The sequence below is a fragment of the Acidovorax sp. SUPP2539 genome (assembly GCF_030158975.1).
Lineage (GTDB): Bacteria > Pseudomonadota > Gammaproteobacteria > Burkholderiales > Burkholderiaceae_C > Paracidovorax.
In genome coordinates this window covers 285,253-304,086 of the sequence record NZ_BQXJ01000001.1, presented here as the reverse complement: position 1 = coordinate 304,086, position 18,834 = coordinate 285,253, and the positions used below count along the sequence as shown (strand labels likewise).

15 protein-coding genes are annotated in these 18,834 nt (G+C 70.3%); 7 read left to right on the top strand and 8 right to left on the bottom strand.

Annotated elements, in window-relative coordinates; all coding sequences use genetic code 11:
• Window positions 1-38: 38 nt before the first annotated feature.
• From AVTE2539_RS01340 to AVTE2539_RS01310, 7 genes are all read left to right on the top strand, one after another.
• A complete protein-coding gene (locus AVTE2539_RS01340; RefSeq protein WP_284393350.1) occupies window positions 39-1,184 on the top strand; it encodes an ATP-binding protein in 1,146 nt (381 codons plus the stop codon).
• Complete coding sequence (locus AVTE2539_RS01335; RefSeq protein WP_284408090.1) at window positions 1,181-3,661, top strand: DUF5682 family protein; 2,481 nt, start codon at window positions 1,181-1,183, stop codon at window positions 3,659-3,661. Before AVTE2539_RS01340 ends, AVTE2539_RS01335 begins: the two co-directional genes overlap by 4 nt.
• Window positions 3,658-4,785: a vWA domain-containing protein gene (locus AVTE2539_RS01330; protein WP_272549053.1), complete on the top strand. Its 1,128-nt coding sequence runs from the start codon at window positions 3,658-3,660 to the stop codon at window positions 4,783-4,785. The genes AVTE2539_RS01335 and AVTE2539_RS01330 overlap by 4 nt, the downstream gene beginning before the upstream one ends.
• Window positions 4,782-6,929: a YehQ family protein gene (locus AVTE2539_RS01325; protein WP_284408089.1), complete on the top strand. Its 2,148-nt coding sequence runs from the start codon at window positions 4,782-4,784 to the stop codon at window positions 6,927-6,929. The genes AVTE2539_RS01330 and AVTE2539_RS01325 overlap by 4 nt, the downstream gene beginning before the upstream one ends.
• Window positions 6,930-7,183: 254 nt before the next feature.
• Window positions 7,184-9,367 carry a TonB-dependent siderophore receptor gene (locus AVTE2539_RS01320; protein ID WP_502868849.1) on the top strand — a complete coding sequence of 728 codons (2,184 nt, stop codon included), beginning with the start codon at window positions 7,184-7,186 and terminating at the stop codon, window positions 9,365-9,367.
• A 361-nt stretch (window positions 9,368-9,728) separates the two neighbouring features.
• A complete protein-coding gene (locus AVTE2539_RS26335; protein WP_284408088.1) occupies window positions 9,729-10,289 on the top strand; it encodes a helix-turn-helix transcriptional regulator in 561 nt (186 codons plus the stop codon).
• The gene (locus AVTE2539_RS01310; RefSeq protein ID WP_284408087.1) at window positions 10,286-11,563 is read left to right on the top strand and encodes a type II toxin-antitoxin system HipA family toxin; all 1,278 of its coding nucleotides are present in this window, start codon (window positions 10,286-10,288) and stop codon (window positions 11,561-11,563) included. The genes AVTE2539_RS26335 and AVTE2539_RS01310 overlap by 4 nt, the downstream gene beginning before the upstream one ends.
• 100 nt (window positions 11,564-11,663) lie before the next feature.
• On the opposite strand, the gene AVTE2539_RS01305 is transcribed toward AVTE2539_RS01310, so the two are convergent.
• The 8 genes from AVTE2539_RS01305 to pcaF all read right to left on the bottom strand — a co-directional run bounded on the left by AVTE2539_RS01305 (window position 11,664) and on the right by pcaF (window position 18,804).
• Window positions 11,664-12,671, bottom strand: coding sequence for a tripartite tricarboxylate transporter substrate binding protein (locus tag AVTE2539_RS01305; RefSeq protein WP_284408086.1), 1,008 nt, complete (start codon window positions 12,669-12,671; stop codon window positions 11,664-11,666).
• A 95-nt stretch (window positions 12,672-12,766) separates the two neighbouring features.
• Window positions 12,767-13,051, bottom strand: coding sequence for a muconolactone Delta-isomerase (gene catC / locus AVTE2539_RS01300; protein ID WP_272565052.1), 285 nt, complete (start codon window positions 13,049-13,051; stop codon window positions 12,767-12,769).
• A 58-nt stretch (window positions 13,052-13,109) separates the two neighbouring features.
• Window positions 13,110-14,444: a short-chain fatty acid transporter gene (locus tag AVTE2539_RS01295; RefSeq protein WP_272565053.1), complete on the bottom strand. Its 1,335-nt coding sequence runs from the start codon at window positions 14,442-14,444 to the stop codon at window positions 13,110-13,112.
• 53 nt (window positions 14,445-14,497) lie between these two features.
• Entirely contained in the window at window positions 14,498-15,223 is a 726-nt protein-coding gene (locus AVTE2539_RS01290; RefSeq protein ID WP_284405380.1) for an SDR family oxidoreductase, read from the bottom strand.
• Between the two features lie 42 nt (window positions 15,224-15,265).
• Complete coding sequence (locus AVTE2539_RS01285) at window positions 15,266-15,562, bottom strand: YciI family protein (protein WP_284405379.1); 297 nt, start codon at window positions 15,560-15,562, stop codon at window positions 15,266-15,268.
• 113 nt (window positions 15,563-15,675) lie between these two features.
• Window positions 15,676-16,743, bottom strand: a complete 1,068-nt coding sequence (locus AVTE2539_RS01280; protein ID WP_284408085.1) for a cyclase family protein — start codon at window positions 16,741-16,743, stop codon at window positions 15,676-15,678.
• Window positions 16,744-16,772: 29 nt separating this feature from the next.
• The gene (gene pcaD, locus AVTE2539_RS01275; RefSeq protein ID WP_284408084.1) at window positions 16,773-17,567 is read right to left on the bottom strand and encodes a 3-oxoadipate enol-lactonase; all 795 of its coding nucleotides are present in this window, start codon (window positions 17,565-17,567) and stop codon (window positions 16,773-16,775) included.
• Between the two features lie 34 nt (window positions 17,568-17,601).
• The gene (pcaF, locus tag AVTE2539_RS01270) at window positions 17,602-18,804 is read right to left on the bottom strand and encodes a 3-oxoadipyl-CoA thiolase (RefSeq protein ID WP_272565059.1); all 1,203 of its coding nucleotides are present in this window, start codon (window positions 18,802-18,804) and stop codon (window positions 17,602-17,604) included.
• Between the last annotated feature and the right edge of the window lie 30 nt (window positions 18,805-18,834).

The window sequence follows — 18,834 nt, the reverse complement described above, 5'->3', positions numbered from 1 at the left end:
GCTGCCCCCTGCCTTTCCCATCCCTGACCGACCGCACCATGGCCATCTCCCGCAAAACACCACCTCCCGGCGAAGCCGCAACCGCGGGTGTCCCGCTGCAGCGGCCGCCTTCCGAAATCCTCCATGCCGCGGAGCTGGAGCGCCTGCGCGCACAGGACACGGACCCGCGCCCGCCCGGCTGGTCGCTGGGCCTGCGCGCCGCGCGCGCCTTCATCCTGGGCGATGCGGCACTGGGCATCGCCCCCAAGATCGTCGCGCCCGTGGCAAGCATCGAACGCATGCTGGTCACGCTGGCCACCGGCCGCGGGCTGATGCTCGTGGGCGAGCCCGGCACGGCCAAGTCGCTGCTGTCGGAGCTGCTCGCCGCGGCCGTCTCGGGCGTCTCCACGCTGACCATCCAGGGCGGCGCCTCAACCACCGAGGACCAGATCAAGTACGGCTGGAACTACGCCCTGCTCATCAACGAAGGCCCCAGCCCGCGCGCGCTCGTGCCCGCACCGCTCTACCAGGGCATGCAGCAGGGACGCATCGTGCGGTTCGAGGAGATCACGCGCGCGCCGCTGGAGGTGCAGGACTGCCTGCTGGGCATGCTCTCCGACCGCGTGATGGCGGTGCCCGAGCTGGCGGGCGAACACGCCATGCTCTACGCCCGCGAGGGCTTCAACATCATCGCCACGGCCAACACACGGGACCGCGGCGTGAACGAGATGAGCGCCGCGCTCAAGCGCCGCTTCGACTTCGAGACCGTCTTCCCGATCCTCGACTTCGACCGGGAGCTGTCGCTCGTGCAGGACGCCAGCGCGCGGCTGCTCGCGCAAAGCGGCATCCCGCACGCGGTGCCGGCGCCGGTGCTGGAGCTGCTCGTTTCCACCTTCCGAGACCTGCGCGGTGCACCGGCCGACGGCCAGCGCGGCGCGCCGCCCGATGCGGCCATGGACCGCCTGAGCGCCGTGATGTCCACCGCCGAGGCCGTGAACGTGGCCCACGCGGTGGGCGTGCGCGCCTGGTTCCTGGAGCGGCGCGAGGGCTCGCCCGCCGATCTCGTGGACTGCATCGCCGGCACCATCGTCAAGGACAACGCCGACGACCGCGCCAAGCTGCGCCGCTATTTCGAGCAAAAGGCCGCCAAGCGCACGGGCGGGCACTGGCGCGCGTACTACGAAGCGCGCCACCGGCTGCCGTGAAGGCCGGCACGGCGCCGCCCGCCGACCCCGTCATCCTCGGCGTGCGCCACCACAGCCCCGCCTGTGCGCGGCTGGTGGCGGCGCGCATCCGGGCGCTGCGGCCCGCCTTCGTGCTGATCGAGGGGCCCGCGGATTTCAACGACCGGCTGGACGAGCTCTACCTGCCGCACCGCCTGCCGGTGGCGATCTACAGCTACCTGGCGCGCGGCGGTACGCACCGCGGATCGTGGACGCCGTTCGCCGATCACTCGCCCGAATGGCAGGCGCTGCAGGCCGGGCGCGAAGCCGGCGCGCAGGTGCGCTTCATCGACCTGCCCGCCTGGCACGACGCATTCGCCCATCTCGAAAACCGCTATGCCGATGCGGCCGATGCCGAGCACCAGGCGCGGGCCGAGGCCTACGAGCGCGCGCTGGCAGACAAGCTCGCGGTGCAGGGCCGCGACGCGCTCTGGGACCACCTCTTCGAAGACGCAGGCCAGGAGGATGCGCAGGCCGGACGGGACGACGTCGATGGCCTGGCGCTGCGCCTGTCCACGTACTTCGGCCACCTGCGCGGCGAGGGGGAGACGGGCTCGCTCGGCAACCAGGCGCGCGAACAGATGATGGCGCGCTGGATCGCCTGGGCCATGGCGCAGGACCGCGGCGCCGTGCTGGTGGTGTGCGGCGGCTACCACGCACCCGCGCTCGCGCGGCTCTGGCGCGGGATGCCCACCGGCGAGCCGGAGACGCCGCAGCCCGCGGAAGGCCCTGAAGATACTATCAAAAATATAGCAAATCAACCAATTACCACTAAGGCATCGGCACGATTTGGCTCTTACATCGTGCCCTACACCTTCCGGCGGCTCGATGCCTTCGCGGGCTATGCGTCGGGCATGCCGTCGCCGCAGTACTACCAGTGGCTCTGGGAGCACGGGGCCGAGGGCGCGGCCCGCGAGTTGCTGCGCGGCGTGGTGCAGCGCCTGCGCGAGCGCCAGCTGAGCGCCTCCACCGCCGACCTGATGGCCGTGCATGCGCGCGCGCTGGGGCTGGCGCGGCTGCGGGGGCACCGCCAGCCGCTGCGCTCGGACTGGCTCGACGCCCTGGCGGGCGCCTTGGTGAAAGAGGCGCTCGACGCCCCCCTGCCCTGGACCTACCGCGGCCCGCTGCGCGCCGGCACCGCCCCGGTGCTGGTGCAGGCGATGGACGTGCTGGCCGGCGACACGGCGGGCCGCCTCGCACCGGGCACGCCGCAGCCGCCGCTGGTCGCGGCCGTGCGGGCCGAGCTGGCCGCGCAGGGCCTGCCGCTGCGCGGCACCGTCACGCTCGACCTGCTGAAGGAAGGCGACCGCGCCCGCAGCCGCGTGCTGCACCGGCTGGCCTTGCTGCAGTTGCCGGGCGTGGTGCGCACGCGCGGCCCGGCGATGGCGCTGTCGGGCGAACGCGGCGAGGCCTGGAGCCTCAGCGAACCGCTGGAGCAGCAGGCCGCGCTCATCGAGGCGGGCGCCTGGGGCGCCACGCTGGAAGACGCCGCGCGGGCGCGCCTGGAAGACCGCCTGCGCCAGGCACGCGGGCGCATCGCGCCGCTGGCCGAAGGCCTGAACAGCGCGGCCTGGGCCGGCCTTGCGGACCTGAGCGACGGGCTGCTGCGGGACATCGGCGACGCCATCGCGCAGGAGCCGCGTTTCGAGGTGCTGGCCCCCGCGCTGGGGCTGCTGCACACGCTGCTGCGCCACGGCCAGATGCTCGGCATGGCCGGCGCACCCGTGCTGCGCGTCTCAGTGGAGGCCGGCTTCGACCGCGCGCTCTGGCTGCTTGAAGCCCCCGCCGCGGTGGCCACCGCCGACACCGAAGACCATCTGCGCGGCCACCGCGCGCTGCAGCGCATCGTCGCCGACACACTGGCCGACCTGGAAGACGGCACGCCCCATCCGCTCGCGCTGGAACCCGCGCGCGCCCTCGCGGTATGGCAGCGCAAGGCGGCCGACCCGCAGGCCGCACCGGTCAGCCGCGGCGCGGCGCTGGGCGCGGTGCTGGCGCTGTCGGGCCGCCTGGGCGGTGGCGCGCAGGGCGACGGTGCCGCCACCCCCGAGGCCGGCGTGGAGGAAGCCATGGACCTGCTCGCCGCCATGACCGCCGCCACGCTGGGCGACGCCCTCGCCGGCCTTTTGGCGCTGGCGCGCGAGGCGCTCGCCACCGAACCCGCCTTCGCCGCCGGCATGGACCGCCGCATCCGGGCGCTGGACGACGAAGACTTCGTGCAGGCCCTGCCGGCGCTGCGGGCCGCCTTCGCCTGGCTTCCGCCGCGCGAGCGGGGCCAACTCGCCGGGCAGGTGCTGTCGCTGCACGGCGCGCAGCATCTGCCGCGCCGCACCCTCACGGCCGCCACCCCGGGCGCCCTGCCCCCCGAAGCACTGGCCCGCGCGCGCGCCGGCGAAGCCGCGGCCGCGGCGCGGCTGGCCGCATGGGGCATCGACGCCGGCACCGGAGCCCCTGCATGACACCGCTGACCATCCCCGACCCCCTTCAGCGCTGGCGCCTGTTGCTCGGCGAGCCGGCGGAACCCGCGTGCGGCGCGCTCGGCGATGCCGCGCAGGCAGCCGATGCAGCGCTCGAATGGCTCTACGGCCGCGACAGCGATCGCGCCGAGCGCGGCGAGCGCAGCGCGGGCCTGGGGCCCTCGGCGCTCAGCACGCCGGACTGGATCAACACCATCCACACGCTCTTTCCCAAGGAAGTGATCGAGCGGCTGGAACGCGATGCGGTGGAGCGCTACGGCATCGACGAAGTGGTGACCAACCTGGAGGTGCTGGAGCGCATCGAGCCGTCCGAATCGCTGCTGCGCGCGGTGCTGCATACCAAGCACCTCATGAACCCGCAGGTGCTGGCCGCCGCCCGCCGGCTCGTGGCCGAGGTGGTGCGGCGCATCATGGAAAAGCTCGCCACCGAAGTGCGCCAGGCGTTCAGCGGCAGCCGCGACCGGCGCCGCCTCTCGCGCATGAAAGTGGCGCGCAACTTCGACTTCCGGCGCACCCTGCAGGCCAACCTGCGGCGCTGGGACGCGGCTCGCGGCAAGCTCTACGTGGAGCGGCCCATTTTCATCAGCCGCACGCGGCGGCATGCCGAGCCGTGGGACATCGTGCTGCTCATCGACCAGAGCGGGTCGATGGTGGACTCCGTCATCCACAGCGCGGTGATGGCCGCCTGCCTTTGGCAGCTGCCGGGCATGCGCACGCGGCTGGTGGCCTTCGACACGCAGGTGGTGGACCTCACGGCCGATGTGTCCGATCCGGTGGAGCTGCTCATGAAAGTGCAGCTGGGCGGCGGCACCGACATCGCCCGGGCCGTGGCCTATGCGCAATCGCTCGTCGCCAACCCGGCCCGCACCATCGTCGTGCTGGTGAGCGATTTCTACGAGGGCGGCGACCCCGGAGAACTCGTGCGCCGCGTGAAGGCGCTGACCGGCGCGGGCGCGAAGGTGCTGGGCCTGGCAGCGCTCGACGCGCAGGCCGAGCCCGCCTACGACCGCGAGATGGCCGCGCGCCTCGTGAAGGAAGGCGCGCAGGTCGGCGCCATGACCCCGGGCCAGCTCGCGGGCTGGCTGGCCGAAAAGGTGCAGGCATGAACGCACCGCTGCGGGCCGACCTGCTCGAACTCACCCCGGAGGCGCTGACGGCGCTGGCCAACGCGGGCTTCGTCAAGCGCGCGCAAAAGGACGTGGCGGCCCAGGTGCTGCCACGGCTGGAGACCGAACCCGACGGCACCGTGCGCGCGGAATTCGACGACGGCGCGCGCACGCGCCTGCCGCCGGGCCGCACGCTGCGCGATGCCGCATGCACCTGCGCCGCGAGTGGCATGTGCCGCCACCGCGTGATGCTGGTGCTGGCCTATCAACAACGGTACGGCACGGCGAACGCCCCTGCGGTCGATGCGTCCACAGCCGCAGCGCCGCCCACGGAATCGGGGGGCGCCTGGAGCCCCGCGCATTTCGACGACGCGGCGGTGTCGGCCAGCGTGGCGCCCTCGGTGCTGGAGCAGGCCGCGCGGCTGGCGGCCTCGCGCCCCGTGGTGGCGGTGCAGCCGTGGCAGGGCCACGCCTCGCCGCCCACGGCCCGGTTGCCGATGTGCACCGTGCGGTTCTTTTCGCGCAGCTCGCTCGTGCATGCGCGCTGCGACTGCCAGCAGGGCAGCGGCTGCGCGCATGTCGTGGTGGCGCTGTGGGCGTTCCGCGCCGCGGGCGATCTGCCCGCGGGCGGCGACGAAACCATGGTGGAAGTGCCCCCGCGCGCGGGCCCCGGGCAGGCCGGTGCCGGCACCGATGGCGGCAGCGGCACCGCGGCGGCACCCGCGCACCTGCAGTCCCCCGAGGCGCTGCGCCTGCGCGAGGCGCTCGATGCGGTGCTGCTGTCGCTGTGGCTCGACGGATCGGCCCAGCCCACGATGGCCCTGGCAGCGCGTTTCGAAGCGCTGCGCGTGCAGGCGCAGGCCCTGGGCTGGCGCTGGGTGGACGACGGCATCGCGGAGCTGTGGCTGCTGCTGCAATCGCTGCAGGCCCGCAGCAGCCGGCACGATCCGCTGCGCCTGCTGGCCGTGGCGGCCGAGCTGTGGGCGCGCCCGCGTGCCGCGGTTCACGCCGAGGCCGCGGCCGCGGACAGGACGGGGGCAGCACGCCCCGCGCTGCATGCCAGCCAGATCCTGGGCGCGGGCGTGAAGGGCGAGGTCGCGCTGGACCACATCAAGCTCGTCTCGCTGGGCGCCGCGCTCTGGTCCGATGCAGCGGCCGAAGGCGCCAACGTGCTCTTCGCCGATCCGGACACGCAGACCGTGACGGTGCTGGAACGCCAATGGCCGCGCGGCGAAGGCGCCGGCGGACCCGCGCAGGCCCTCGCCGGAAGGCGCGTGGCGGGGTTTCCGCTGCGGCAGATCGCGACCGGGCAGGTCATCACCAAGACCGCCACGCGCCGCGCCAACGGCCTCATCGACATCACCGCCGGGGCGCGCCAGACCGGCGTGATGCCGCTCTCGCCCGCGGCCTGGGACGAGCTGGCCCCGCCCTTGCGCCAAGCCAGCGTGCAAGCGCTGCGCGAGCGCCTGCGCGCCGCGCTGCCCGATTTCGTGCAGCCGCGCCAGGCCGCCACAGGCGCGGCCAGCGGGGCATCGGGCGCGCTGCATGTGGTGGCGCTGGAAGGCGGCATGCAGGTGCAGGACTGCGAGTGGGATGCCGCCGAGCAGGTGCTGCATGCGCGCATCGTGGACGCGCAGCACGAGGACGCCGGGCCTGCACTGCACCTTGCGCTGCCGCACCGTGCGACCGCGCCGGGCGCCGTGGACGCGCTGGCCCGCGCGCTGGCGGGCGAATGGGGGCCGCTGCGCGCGGTGGCCGGGCCGGTGGCGCTGCGCGGCGGCGAGGCGGTCATGCAGCCGCTGGCCCTGCTCACCCACCAGCGCGCCGTGGTGCCGCAGATCGAGCCACCAGCCGCCCAGCCGCTGGCGCTGCGCACCTGCGCCGATGCGCCCACGCCCGTGCAGGCCCTGCTCGACGAAACCCTGCAATCGCTGGCCCAGTGGCTGCGCCAGGGCCTGCGCCACCAGCCAGGCGGACTGGACGCGCGCGCGCAGTCCCAGGCCCGGCAGCTACGGCAAGGCGGCCTGGACCGCGGCGCCGCGCTGCTCGAAAGCCTGGGCGGGCACCTGCGGTCGGCCGACCGCGGACCGCTGCTGGCAGCGCTCTCCACGCTAGCACTGCTGTTGCAGGCACAAGGCGGCTGAGGCGGCCGCAAGACCGCGCGGGCAGGCTCTGCCAGCGGGTGCAGGCGCGTCACGCGCACGCATGCCGCATGCCGGCTGAAAACCTGCAGAAAGCCAGCCGATAGCCGGCGCCTCTGCCCGCCTCGCCCGTTTTCACATCAATTTGAATGATAATTATTCTTAATCAAATGGATCCGTTTCTTTTCCATCGCATTTTCCGGTGGCCTTCCGGCTGGCCGTCGGCCTCTTCCTCGCCCCTCCTCTCCCGCATTTCCATGGTCTACACCCGTTCCGACGCGGCGCACTCGCCTGCCCACGCCACCGCTTTCCTGCGCCCTTTCCTGAGCCCTTCACTGGCCCGCTCCCCCGCACGCACCCTGTGCCGCTGCGCACTCACGCCGCTGGCGCTGTGCCTGTCGCAGGCCGCCATGGCCCAGGCCAGCGCGGACGTGACGCCGCAACTGCAGGAAGTGCGCATCAACGCCAGCACGGAAAAGGACGTGGGTTTCGCCCCGGTGGAAGCCCAGACGGCCGGCAAGGCGCCCATGCGCCGGCTGGAAACCCCGCAGTCGGTGAGCGTGGTCACGCGCGAGCAGATGGAGTCACGCCAGATCGCCAACCTGCAGCAGGCGCTGCAGACCGTGGCCGGCGTGAGCCCGGTCAACTTCGGGCGGCGCGGCTTCGACGACATCAACATCCGGGGCTTTCGCTCCACCGAATCCATCCTCATCGACGGCCTGGTGCAAAGCCCCGGCATGTGGACGCGCCTCACGCCCTACGGCTACGAGCGCTTCGAGGTGCTCAAGGGCGCGGCCTCGGTGCTATACGGCCAGGTGCAGCCCGGCGGCATCGTCAACGCCATCAGCAAGCGGCCCAAGCGCGATGCTTTGAGCGAAGTGGGCGTGGAGGTGGGCAGCTTCGGCCAGCGCACCTTGCAGGCCGACATCAACCGCCCGCTGAACGAGTCGGGCAAGGCGGCGTTCCGCATCAACGCCCAGGTCTCGAACAGCGACGATCCGACCGACTTCGTCTATCGCCGCGACCGCTGGATCGCGCCCTCGCTGTCGCTGGACCTGGGCGCGCAGACCGATCTGGTGCTGTTCGCCACCTACAGCCAGAGCAACTGGATGCGCCAGCAGGGCATCACGCCCTACGGCACGGTGCTGCCCAACCGCAACGGTCCCGTGCGGACCACGCTGTACACGGGCGACCCGAGCTTCGGCGGCTACGACATCGAAAGCACCTCGGTCGGCTACGCGCTGGAGCACCGCTTCTCGCCGCAGATGACGCTGCGCCAGAACGTGCGCTACGAGTCCGAGAAGGGCAACGGCAACTTCGTCTCCAACCTGGCGCTGCAGTCCAATCAGCGCCTGCAGAACCGGCAGGCCACACGCCAGTACCTGGATGACGACATGCTGGCCACCGACACCTCGCTGCTGTCGCAGTTTGCCGCCCTGGGCGTGCAGCACCGCCTGGTGACCGGGCTGGACGCACGCACCAGCCACAGCTGGCAAGGCCAGCGGCGCTGCACCATCGGCGCGCTCGACCTGTTCAATCCGGTGTACGGCGCGGCCACCACCTGCCCGGCCGCCTACACCAGCAACGCGCCTGAAAAGCTCAGCGTGATGGGCCTGTACGCGCAGGACCAGATCAAGTTCAACCCGCAATGGACGGCCCTGGTCGGGCTGCGCCGCGACTGGTCGGACAACCAGATCGACGACCGCCTGGCCAACCGGCAGACGCGCCAGAAGGATTCCGCCACCACCCTGTCGGCCGGGCTGGTGTACGAATTCACGCCCGGATGGGCCGCCTACACCAGCTACGGCGAATCGTTCCTGCCCGTGTCGGGAACCAGCTTCGGCGGCTCGCCCTTCGCGCCGGAGACCGGCAAGCAATGGGAAGCGGGCCTGAAGTACGAGGCACCCGGCGGCGGGCTCACCGGGGCGCTGGCGCTCTTTGACCTCAAGCGCCGCAACGTCACCACCGCCGACCCGGCCAACACCGGCTTCAGCGTGCAGACCGGCGAGCAGCGCGCACGCGGGCTGGAGCTGGAAGTGGGCGCCGAACTGCTGCGCAGCCTGAAGCTGACGGGCGCCTACACCTATACCGACACGAAGGTCACGCGCGACAACAACGCCGCCATCGTGGGCCTGCCGCTGAACCTCACGCCGCGCCACACGCTGGCCCTGTGGGCCACCTACAAGCTGCCGCAGATGCCGCAGATCACCCTGGGCGCCGGCGCCCGTTACGTGAGCGAGCAGGTCGGCTCGTACCCCTTCACCCTGCCCGCCTACACCGTGGCGGACCTGTCGATCGGCTATGCCGGCTCCAACTACCGCATCACCGCGGGCGTGAAGAACGTTTTCGACAAGGCCTACTACGACGGCGCGATCAACGCCAACGTGGTGTCGCCCGCCCTGCCGCGCAGCTTCAGCGTGGGCCTGACTTACTTCTTCTGAAGCTCTGAAATCTGAAGACCGGCGGAAGGGCGTTGCCGCCCCGCCGCCCGCCATGGGGAGTGGCTGCCGCCCGCGCGCCGGGCCCTGCCCCCTCCCCCTCAAACCGCTGGCTCGCGCTCCATTCGTGGGCCGGCATCGCTAAGGGCCAGTCACCGCTTGCTCCAATTTATTCATAGATATTTATCTTTTCCCATAAATCGTCTATCTATGCGAATTTTTTGGCCGTCTTGCCCTGATCTGCGGCCAAGCCATTGATTCATAGGTTTCTATTTTTAGGCATATTCACTAACATCTATGAATGCCGAGACAGAACACCCCTCCCGCAGACTATCCCCAGGCCGTACTGCAGCAGATCGAGCAATTGGCGCAAAACATCGTCATTGCCCGCAAGCGCCGCAGGGAAACGCAGGCGCAGTGGGCCCAGCGGCTGGGTGTGTCGCAGCCGACCATGGCCCGCATCGAGCGGGGCGATCCCTCCGTGGCGATGGCGTCGTATGTCATGTGCCTGTGGCTCATCAACCAGGCGCAGGGGCTGGCCGATCTGGTTGCCCCGCAGAACGATCTCGCCTCGCTGGAGCGCGAAGTGGCAAGAGCACGCCCCAAACCCCGGTCTCCGGCCAAGCAAGAAGACAGGGGCAGGAAAGCGGCGACCCAAGGCCGTGCAAAGCGCCCCCCCTCCACCTTGAAGGCAGGCGCTGCGCCCGACAGCGGGGCTAGCCATTCGCCCCCCCGGGTGGCGAACCGGCCATCCGCATCGTCCAGAGAAGCCTTGCGCGGCGTTCCTGTGCCGGACAGGAAAGTGGAGATCGAAAAAGCCCTGCGGGATTTCGCTGAAGAAAAACAGCGAGCTGAACGATTTCTGCCCAATGCCGCTTCAGGCCTGGCCGCGCTCATCTCCGGCATCAAGAAAGAGCGGCCATGACGCTGCCAGGAGTCACGCCCCGCGCCTACGAGCCGCAGGACACGCTCTACGTCTGGACCCTGGTCAACCCGGCCGCCCCCGTGCTGACGGGCTCCGTGGCCCTGTCGCAACTGGTGCCCAACTGCGCCACTTTCACCTACACAGCGGACTGGTGGGAATTCGTGCTCAGCGAAGACCTGCCCCTCATCGCGGGCCAGACTTTCAGCGCAGGGCACAAGGACACTGCCCCCGGCGCCATCGACGACGCGCGACCGGACCGATGGGGCGAGCGCATCATCCGCCACATCGACCGGCCCGCGCGCCTGTCGATTTTGGAGATGCTGCTGTTCGCCGGGGACGACCGCTTCGGCGCCCTGGGCATCTCCACCTCCGCCGAGCACTACGTGCCCCGGCGCATCGGGCCCTATCCGCAACTGCGCGATCTGGCCTCGCTGGCGCAGGCCGTGGAAGACGTGCAGACGCAAGCGCCCATCACGCCGGACATCCAGCGCCTGGTGCAGCCCGGCGTCACGCTGGGCGGCGCACGGCCCAAGGCGCTGCTGCAGACCGACAAAGGCCCCTGCGTGGTCAAGTTCAGCGAATGGGATGACGCGGTGGACACGCCGCTGATCGAGCACGCCACCATGACGCTGGCAGCCCAGGCCGGCATCCACGTGGCCACCACCGGCGTGCTGCCCCTGCCCTCGCGGCATGCGCACGGCAAGCGGCGCCATGCGCTGACCATCGAGCGCTTCGACCGGCTCGACATCGGCGGGCAGACCCTGCGGCTGCATTGCCTCTCGGCCCGGACGGCGCTGGCGGCGGCGGGCCTTGCGGAGAGCTACGGGGCGCTGGCCACCGTGCTGCGGCGCCAGGCCCATCCGGACCGGCAGAAAGCCCAGCGCGAAGAGCTGTTCCAGCGCATGGTGTTCAACATCCTCATGGACAACACGGACGACCACGAACGCAACCACTGCCTGCGGCTGGGCTGGGACGGGTACTACGAGCTGTCGCCCGCGTTCGACGTGGTGCCCACGCTGCAGAACATGGGCTACCAGGCCATGGTGGTCGGCCGGCACGGCGCCGAATCCACGTTGGACAACGCGCTGACGGACCTGAGCGAGTTCGGCATCCCACGCGCCCGGGCCATCGAGCTCATCCAGGCCGTGGCACGCACGGTGGACCAGTGGCCGCAGCACTTTGCCGGCCACGGCGTGGACGCGAACGACATGGCACTGCTGCACGCCAGCATCGACCGCGATGCGCTCAAGGCGCAGCGCCAGGCGTTCTGCTGAGTCGGCGCCGGCGCCTGCGATTCAAGCGGCCGGCACTGGCATGAAAAATGCCGTCAGCACAAATTCCACTAGGGCATATCGCTATCAAAAATATAGCAAATCAATCCACACTGGCGCCGGACTCCTTCACGACCTTGCCCCACTTGGCGCTTTCGGACTGGATGAAGGCGGCGAACTGCTCGGGCGTCTCGCTCACCGGCTCGGCGCCCTGGTCGGCCAGTTTCTTCTTCGTCTCGGGCTGCGACAGCACCTTGACCAGGGCCTTGTTCAGTTGCGACACGATGGGCGCGGGCGTGCCGGCGGGCGCGAACATGCCGAACCACGACGTGGCCTCGTAGCCGGGCACACCGGCTTCGGCGATGGTGGGCACGTCGGGCAGCTCGGGCGAGCGCTTGGCCGTGGTCACGGCGATGGGGCGCAGCTTGCCCGAGCGCACGTGCTGGATGGCCGAGGGCATGTTGTCGAACATGATGCCGATCTGGTTGCCCAGCAGGTCCGTCACGGCCGGGGCGCTGCCCTTGTACGGCACGTGCTGCATGTCCACCTTGGCCATGCTCTTGAACAGCTCGCCCGACAGGTGGATGGAGCTGCCGCTGCCGGACGAGCCGAAGTTCACCTTGCCCGGGTTGGCCTTGGCATAGGCGATCAGCTCCTGCACCGTCTTGTAGGGCTGGTTGGGGTTGGCCACCAGCAGGTTGGGCACGTTGGCCACGCGCGTGAGCGGCGCGAAGTCCTTCACCGGATCGAACGGCATCTTCTTGTAGAGCGCGGCGTTGATGGCGTGCGTGCCCACCGTGCCCATGAAGAGCGTGTAGCCGTCGGCCGGCGCGCGCGCGGCCATCTGGCCGCCGATGTTGCCGCCCGCGCCGGCGCGGTTGTCCACCACCACCGACTGGCCCAGCTCGGCGGACAGGCCCTGGCCGATCACGCGCGCCAGGATGTCGGTGGTGCCGCCGGCTGCAAAGGGCACGATGATGGTGATGGGCTTGTTGGGGAACGCCTGCGCGAACGCGGTGGGCACCGCAGCAGTGGCGGCCACAGCCAGGGCGGCGGCCAGCAGGGTGCGGCGATGGGCGGCGAAGCGAAGGCTTGGGCGGACGGAAGTCATGTTGTTTCCTCGGATCTCTTTATGGGGATGAAAAGCGGGGCGCGGGGCGCGTGGCGGGTGCGGCGCCCGCCAGCGGGGCGCAGCGGCCAACGCCGTTATTCCTGCACGATGGACGACGGGTGGTTGGCCAGCGGCGTCACCTTGATCTGCATGTAGGGGAACAGCGGCAGGCCGCTCAAGATCGTGTGCAGCTCGTCGTTGCTGGCGACGTCGAAGATGCTCACGTTGGCGTATTCGCCGACGACGCGCCACAGGTGGCGCCACTTCCCGCCCTGCTGCAGCTGCTGCGAATATTCCTTCTCCTTGCGCTTGATTTCGTCGGCCACTTCGGGGGCCAGCGTGGACGGGATGTTCACCGTCATTTCAGCCATGAACAGCATCGGTTGCTCCTTGAAAACGAAAAAGGGATGGAAAGGAAAAAAAGAGAGGCGCCTGCGGTCAGAGGTGCGGCCAGACCAGCATGGTCACGGCGTAGATCGCGCCCACCAGCAGCATGGAGACCACCGTGTAGCCCATGATGTCTTTCAGCTTGAGCTTGGACAGCGCCAGCGCCGGCAGGATCCAGAACGGCTGCACCAGATCGTTCCAGCCGTTGCCCAGCATCACCGACATGGCGGTCTGCGCCTGCGAGGCGCCCAGCGTGGTGGCCGCGTTGATCATGAACGGGCCCTGCAGCACCCAGTGCCCGCCGCCCGAAGGCGCGAAGAAGTTGATGACGAACGAACTCACCAGGCCCCACAGCGGCAGCGTGTCGGCGGTGGAGACGCTCACGAATACGTGCGCGATGGACTCCACCAGGCCCGAGCCGTGCATGATGGCCATGATGCCGGCGTAGAACGGGAACTGCAGGATGATCCCGCCGATGGTCTTCACGCCTTCGTTGACCTTCTCCACGTACTTCATCGGCGTGCCCAGCAGCAGCACCCCGAGGAACAGGATGAAGAAGTTGATCATGTTCAGGTCGAGGTTGCCGCCCTGGATGAAGTGCATGGCCACGTACGCCATGCCGCACAGGCCGATCAGCAGGCTCAGCACGCGGCTGTTGTTCAGGCGCCAGGCCAGCGTCTTCTCGTCGCCCAGCAGGTGTTCGGCACTGGCGGGCTTGGTGTCGGCCACGGTGGCCGGGTCCAGTTCCACGACCGGCTCGCCCTTCTTGGGGTGCATGGTGGCGTTGAGCAGCGGCAGCGCGATCAGCACGGCCAGGCTGGTCAGCAGGATGGGCGCGGAGAAGATCGTCTGCGTGAGCGGGATCAGCCCCATGGTGCTTTCGAACGCGTGGCCCTTGGTGGAGATGAGCACGGGGATGGTGGCCGAGAAACCCAGGCTGTACATGGTGAAGCCCGTGTACGCCGCCGCGATGATGAGCGGGTAGTGCACGCCCTTGACCTTGAGCGCCAGCTTGCGCGCCATGATGCCGCCGATCACCAGGCCGAAGCCCCAGTTGAGGTAGCTGCCCACGCAGCCCACGATGGTGGCGACGATGATGGCCTGGCGCGGCGTGTGCACGTGCGAGGCGATGCGGTCGAGAAAGCGGTCCACGATGGGCGCGGCCGCCAGCACGTAGCCCATCACCAGGATCACCGCCATCTGCGTGGTGAAGGCCAGCAGGCTCCAGAAGCCCTTGCCCCAGTCCTGCACTACGGCATTGATGGGGCGGTTTTCCACCCCGAAGGCGAGCGCCATGGTCAGCAGCGTGAGCATGATCGCGAAGACGAACGGATCGGGCAGGTAGCGCCGCATCAGTTCGGTGAAGAAGGCGGTGATTTTCGACATGGAAATTGTCTCTTTGGTGTTGTGAGGTTTTGAGAAAACGCGAGGAGGAAGCGCTAGACCCCGGCCACGCCCACGGTCATGCCACCGCAGACGTACAAGACCTGGCCGGTGACGAAGCCGCTGCGCGCATCGAGCAGATAGGACACGGCATGCGCCACGTCGTCCGGCGTGCCCACGCGCTTGACGGGCACCGAGTCGATGATGGCTTTGGTGCGCGGCGCATCGGGCGGGTTGGCGCGGTCGAACAGCTCGGTGCGGATGGGGCCGGGGCCGATGGCGTTGGCCGTCACGCCGTGGCGGCCCAGCTCCAGCGCCCACACGCGCGTCATGCCGATCAGGCCGGCCTTGGTGGCCGAATACGCGGTGCGCAGCTCCTTGCCCAGCGCGGCGCGCGAGGACATGTTCACGATGCGCCCGAAGCCCGCCGCCTGCATGCCCGGCAGCAGCGCCTGCATGCACTGCAGCGCGCAGCGCAGGTTCAGCGCCACGGCGAGGTCGAACTGTTCCAGCGTCTGATCCGCGGCTTCGGCAGGCACCACGATGCCCACGTTGTTGACCAGGCGCGTGATGGGCCCGCCTGCCAGCGCTTGCTGCAGTGCCCGTGCGGTGTCGGCGGTGTCGGACAGGTCGGCCTGGATGCCGCCGGGCACGTGGGCGACCGCGCGGTCGATGATGACGGGCTCGTAGCCGTCGGCGCGGCAGCGCTCGGCCGTCGCCGCGCCGATGCCGGCGCCGCCGCCGGTGATGAGAACGCGCTCGCGTGCAGGTGCAGTGGTCATGGAAGGTCTTTCTTCTTCAGGGAATGCAGGGGCGCTTGGGGGCTACAGGTAGCTCTGTCCATCGACGTAGGCCTTGCGCCAGCGCGTGAGCGTGACGCGCTCGAACAGGCCGGCGGCATGGAACGGGTCGGATTCGATGAAGCGCTGGGCCTCTTCGCGCGAGTCGATCGCCACCACGTACAGGCCGCCCCCCAGATCCTTGCCGTCGTCGGCCAGCTTGGCGCCGCAAGCCAGCAGCAGGGCCTTGTGCTGGTCGAGGAACGCCAGGTGCGCGGCCCGCGTGGCCTGGCGCACGTGCTGGTGATCGGGCTTGTCGAAGGTCTCGATGATGAAAGGCACAACAGTCTCCGTGTGCACGGCGGTCCGGCACATTGCAAACGCCGGTCAACCGGCTTCAGGGGATGGATTTCCGCGCAGTGCGCACTGCGCGGAACGGGGTGACGGCCAGGGCTTCAGACGGTGGCGACCGGCGTCACGGGCGAGGCGATGGCCCCGGGCAAATTCAGCGGCGGTGCCGTCAGCAGGAATCGGGCGCGGTGGCGCGCACGCAGCCACGCGGCCAGCGGCGTCAGGTGCCACAGCTCGCCCAGGTGCACGCCCAGCTTGAACAAGCAGTGTTCGTGCAGCGGCAGCGCGGCGCAGCAGGCCGGGCCCGCCTTGGCAGGGAAGGCCTCCACGGCGTAGTTGTCGGCGGCGATGGCGGCGAGCTGGCTGTCGGTGATCCATTGCAGCAGCCTGTCATCGCGCCCGTCCAGCACGGCGCAGCGGTCCGCCAGCACGGCCGGATCGGGGTGCCTGCGCATGCCCAGCACCACGTCGGCAAAGCCCGTGTGCAGGCAGACGATGTCGCCCGGCTCCACCGCCACGCCGTCGGCCTCCAGCACGCGCATCAGCGTGTCGTAGCCGACCACGGTGCGGGCATCGCCCAGGTGCGCGCGCAGATCGATCATCACGCCGCGCCCCTGCACGCCCGTGCGGGCCATGCCCTCGATGCCCAGCGCATGCGCGGCCGAGGTGCTGGTGACCGCTCCCGGCGCGGCGGGCACGCCGGCATCGCGCACGTCGTCCGGCCCCACGATGTCGCGGCCGGCGGCATAGCCGTTGTAGTACAGCGCTTCGGGCAGACCGTCGCCATTGGCGTCGAACATCGAGCCCGCGTGCGCCAGGCCATCCCACTGCGTGGAGTACTGCAGGTGCAGGATGGCTAGGTCGTCCGACAGCACGTCGGTGCGGCCCGGCTCCAGCGCACCCAGCAGGCAGTTGAAGTTGACCAGCCCCTTGCGCAGCAGCGGCCGCAGCACGGGCGGCTGGCGATTGGGGTTGAGGGCATTGCCGCCGGGATAGTCCAGCGGCAGGCTCAGCGCGAAGGCCAGGCCCTCTTGCACTTCGGCCACGCCCTGGCGCACCTTTTCGGGCGTGAGCAGGTTCAGGCGGCCCAGTTGGTCATGGGGGCCGAAGTCGCCCCAGGTGGAGCCGGCGGGCCGGTGCTGCCAGCGGGGGTTGGTGGGCTGCGGGTCCATGCGGTCTCGGTCTCTCTTCGTGCCGCGGCTCAGCGCACCAGGAACGCGGCCAGCGCGGCGTCGAACGCGGCCGGCGCTTCCAGGTTGGACAGGTGCGAGGCCGGCACTTGCGCCAGTTGCGCGCCCGCGATGATGGCCTGCATGGCCTGCGCATCGGCCACCGTGGTCACGGGGTCGGCGCCGCCGGCGATCAGCAGCGTGGGCACGCTGATGGCACGGATGGCACTGCGCAGGTCGGCCTGGGCCAGGGCCTCGCAGCAGGCGGCGTAGCCCTCGGGGGCAATGCCAGCGATCCAGCCCTGGGCGCGCTGTACCACGGCGGGCTGCGCAGCCACGAAGGCATCAGTGAACCAGCGGCTGGGCGACGATGCGGCCAGTTCGGCCATGGCCGCCGTGCCCTTCTCGCGGACCAGCGCGGCGCGCGATGTCCAGCCCTCGGCCGTGCCGATCTTCGCGGCGCTGTTGGCCACCACCAGGTGGTTCAGCCGCGCGGGGGCATTCACGCCCAGCCACAGGCCGGTGAGGCCGCCCATCGAGATGCCGCAGAAGCTGGCGCGCTCGATGGCCAGCGCGTCGAGCAGCGCCAGCACGTCGCTGCCCAGCTGGTCGACCGTGTACGGGCCGGGCGAGGCCACGCTCGTGCCGTGGCCGCGCGTGTCGTAGCGCAGCACGCGGTGCGTGGTGGCGAAGCGCGCGGCTTGTGCTTCCCACATCTCCAGGGTGGTGCCCAGGGAGTTGGAGAGCACCAGCACGGGTGCGCCTTCGGGGCCGTCGAGGCGCACGCGGAAGGCGCCGGCGGGAGTGTGGAGGGTGGCAGTGGACACGGGCTTGATTTCCTGGGGTTTCGCAGCGGGCCGATCAGACGCGTTCAAGCACCACGGCGATGCCCTGCCCCACGCCGATGCACATGGTGGCCAGCGCGTAGCGCCCCCCCGTGGCATGCAGGCGGTTCACGGCCGTGGTGGCCAGGCGCGCGCCGCTGGCGCCCAGCGGGTGGCCCAGCGCGATGGCGCCGCCCCAGGCGTTCACGCGCGCGTCGTCGTCCTGCAGGCCCAGTTGGCGCAGCACGGCGATGCCTTGCGCGGCAAAGGCTTCGTTGAGTTCGATCACATCGAGCTGATCGAGCGTGAGGCCCGTCAGCTGCAACACCTTCTGCGTGGCCGGCGCGGGTCCGATGCCCATCACGCGCGGGGCCACGCCGGCCGTGGCCATCCCGACCACGCGGGCCTTCGGCGTGAGGCCGTGCCGGGCGGCGCTCGCCTCATCGGCCAGCAGCAGCGCGCAGGCGCCGTCATTCACGCCGCTGGCGTTGCCGGCCGTCACCGTGCCGCCTTCGCGCACCACGGGCTTGAGCTTGGCCAGCGCCTCCAGGCTGGTCTCGCGCGGGTGCTCGTCCTGGTCCACGGTGACGGGCTCGCCCTTCTTCTGCGGCACCTGCACGGGCGTGATCTCGCGCGCCAGATGGCCGGCCTGCTGGGCGGCCACGGCCTTGCGCTGGCTGGCGAGCGCCATGCGATCCTGCGCTTCGCGCTCGATGCCGTAGTCGTCGGCCACGTTCTCGGCCGTCTCGGGCATCGAATCCACACCGTACTGCGCCTTCATGAGCTTGTTGACGAAGCGCCAGCCGATGGTGGTGTCGTACACCGCATTGGCGCGGCTGAAGGCGGTTTCGGCCTTCGGCATCACGAAGGGGGCGCGGCTCATGCTCTCCACGCCGCCGGCGATCATCAGGCCCGCTTCGCCGGACTTGATGGCGCGCGCGGCCGTGCCCACGGCGTCCAGGCCCGAGCCGCACAGGCGGTTGATGGTGGCGCCGGGCACGTCGATCGGCAGGCCGGCCAGCAGCGCGGACATGCGGGCGACGTTGCGGTTGTCTTCGCCGGCCTGATTGGCGCATCCGTAGAGCACGTCCACCACGGCGGCCCAGTCCACGTTCGGGTTGCGGGCCATCAGCGCCTTGAGCGGGATGGCGCCCAGGTCGTCGGTGCGCACGCTGGACAGGGCACCGCCGTAGCGGCCGAAGGGCGTGCGGATGGCGTCGCAGATGAAGGCTTGCGTCATGGTCTTTGTCTCCAGGGTGTGTGTCGGGAA

Bases quoted from the DNA above. Each gene is read 5' to 3' on its own strand.
- AVTE2539_RS01340 (WP_284393350.1), top strand. From the start codon at position 39: ATGGCCATCTCCCGCAAAACACCACCTCCCGGCGAAGCCGCAACCGCG.
- AVTE2539_RS01330 (WP_272549053.1), top strand. From the start codon at position 3,658: ATGACACCGCTGACCATCCCCGACCCCCTTCAGCGCTGGCGCCTGTTG.
- AVTE2539_RS01325 (WP_284408089.1), top strand. From the start codon at position 4,782: ATGAACGCACCGCTGCGGGCCGACCTGCTCGAACTCACCCCGGAGGCG.
- AVTE2539_RS01320 (WP_502868849.1), top strand. From the start codon at position 7,184: ATGGTCTACACCCGTTCCGACGCGGCGCACTCGCCTGCCCACGCCACC.
- AVTE2539_RS01310 (WP_284408087.1), top strand. From the start codon at position 10,286: ATGACGCTGCCAGGAGTCACGCCCCGCGCCTACGAGCCGCAGGACACG.
- AVTE2539_RS01305 (WP_284408086.1), bottom strand. From the start codon at position 12,671: ATGACTTCCGTCCGCCCAAGCCTTCGCTTCGCCGCCCATCGCCGCACC.
- catC (WP_272565052.1), bottom strand. From the start codon at position 13,051: ATGCTGTTCATGGCTGAAATGACGGTGAACATCCCGTCCACGCTGGCC.
- AVTE2539_RS01295 (WP_272565053.1), bottom strand. From the start codon at position 14,444: ATGTCGAAAATCACCGCCTTCTTCACCGAACTGATGCGGCGCTACCTG.
- AVTE2539_RS01290 (WP_284405380.1), bottom strand. From the start codon at position 15,223: ATGACCACTGCACCTGCACGCGAGCGCGTTCTCATCACCGGCGGCGGC.
- AVTE2539_RS01280 (WP_284408085.1), bottom strand. From the start codon at position 16,743: ATGGACCCGCAGCCCACCAACCCCCGCTGGCAGCACCGGCCCGCCGGC.
- pcaF (WP_272565059.1), bottom strand. From the start codon at position 18,804: ATGACGCAAGCCTTCATCTGCGACGCCATCCGCACGCCCTTCGGCCGC.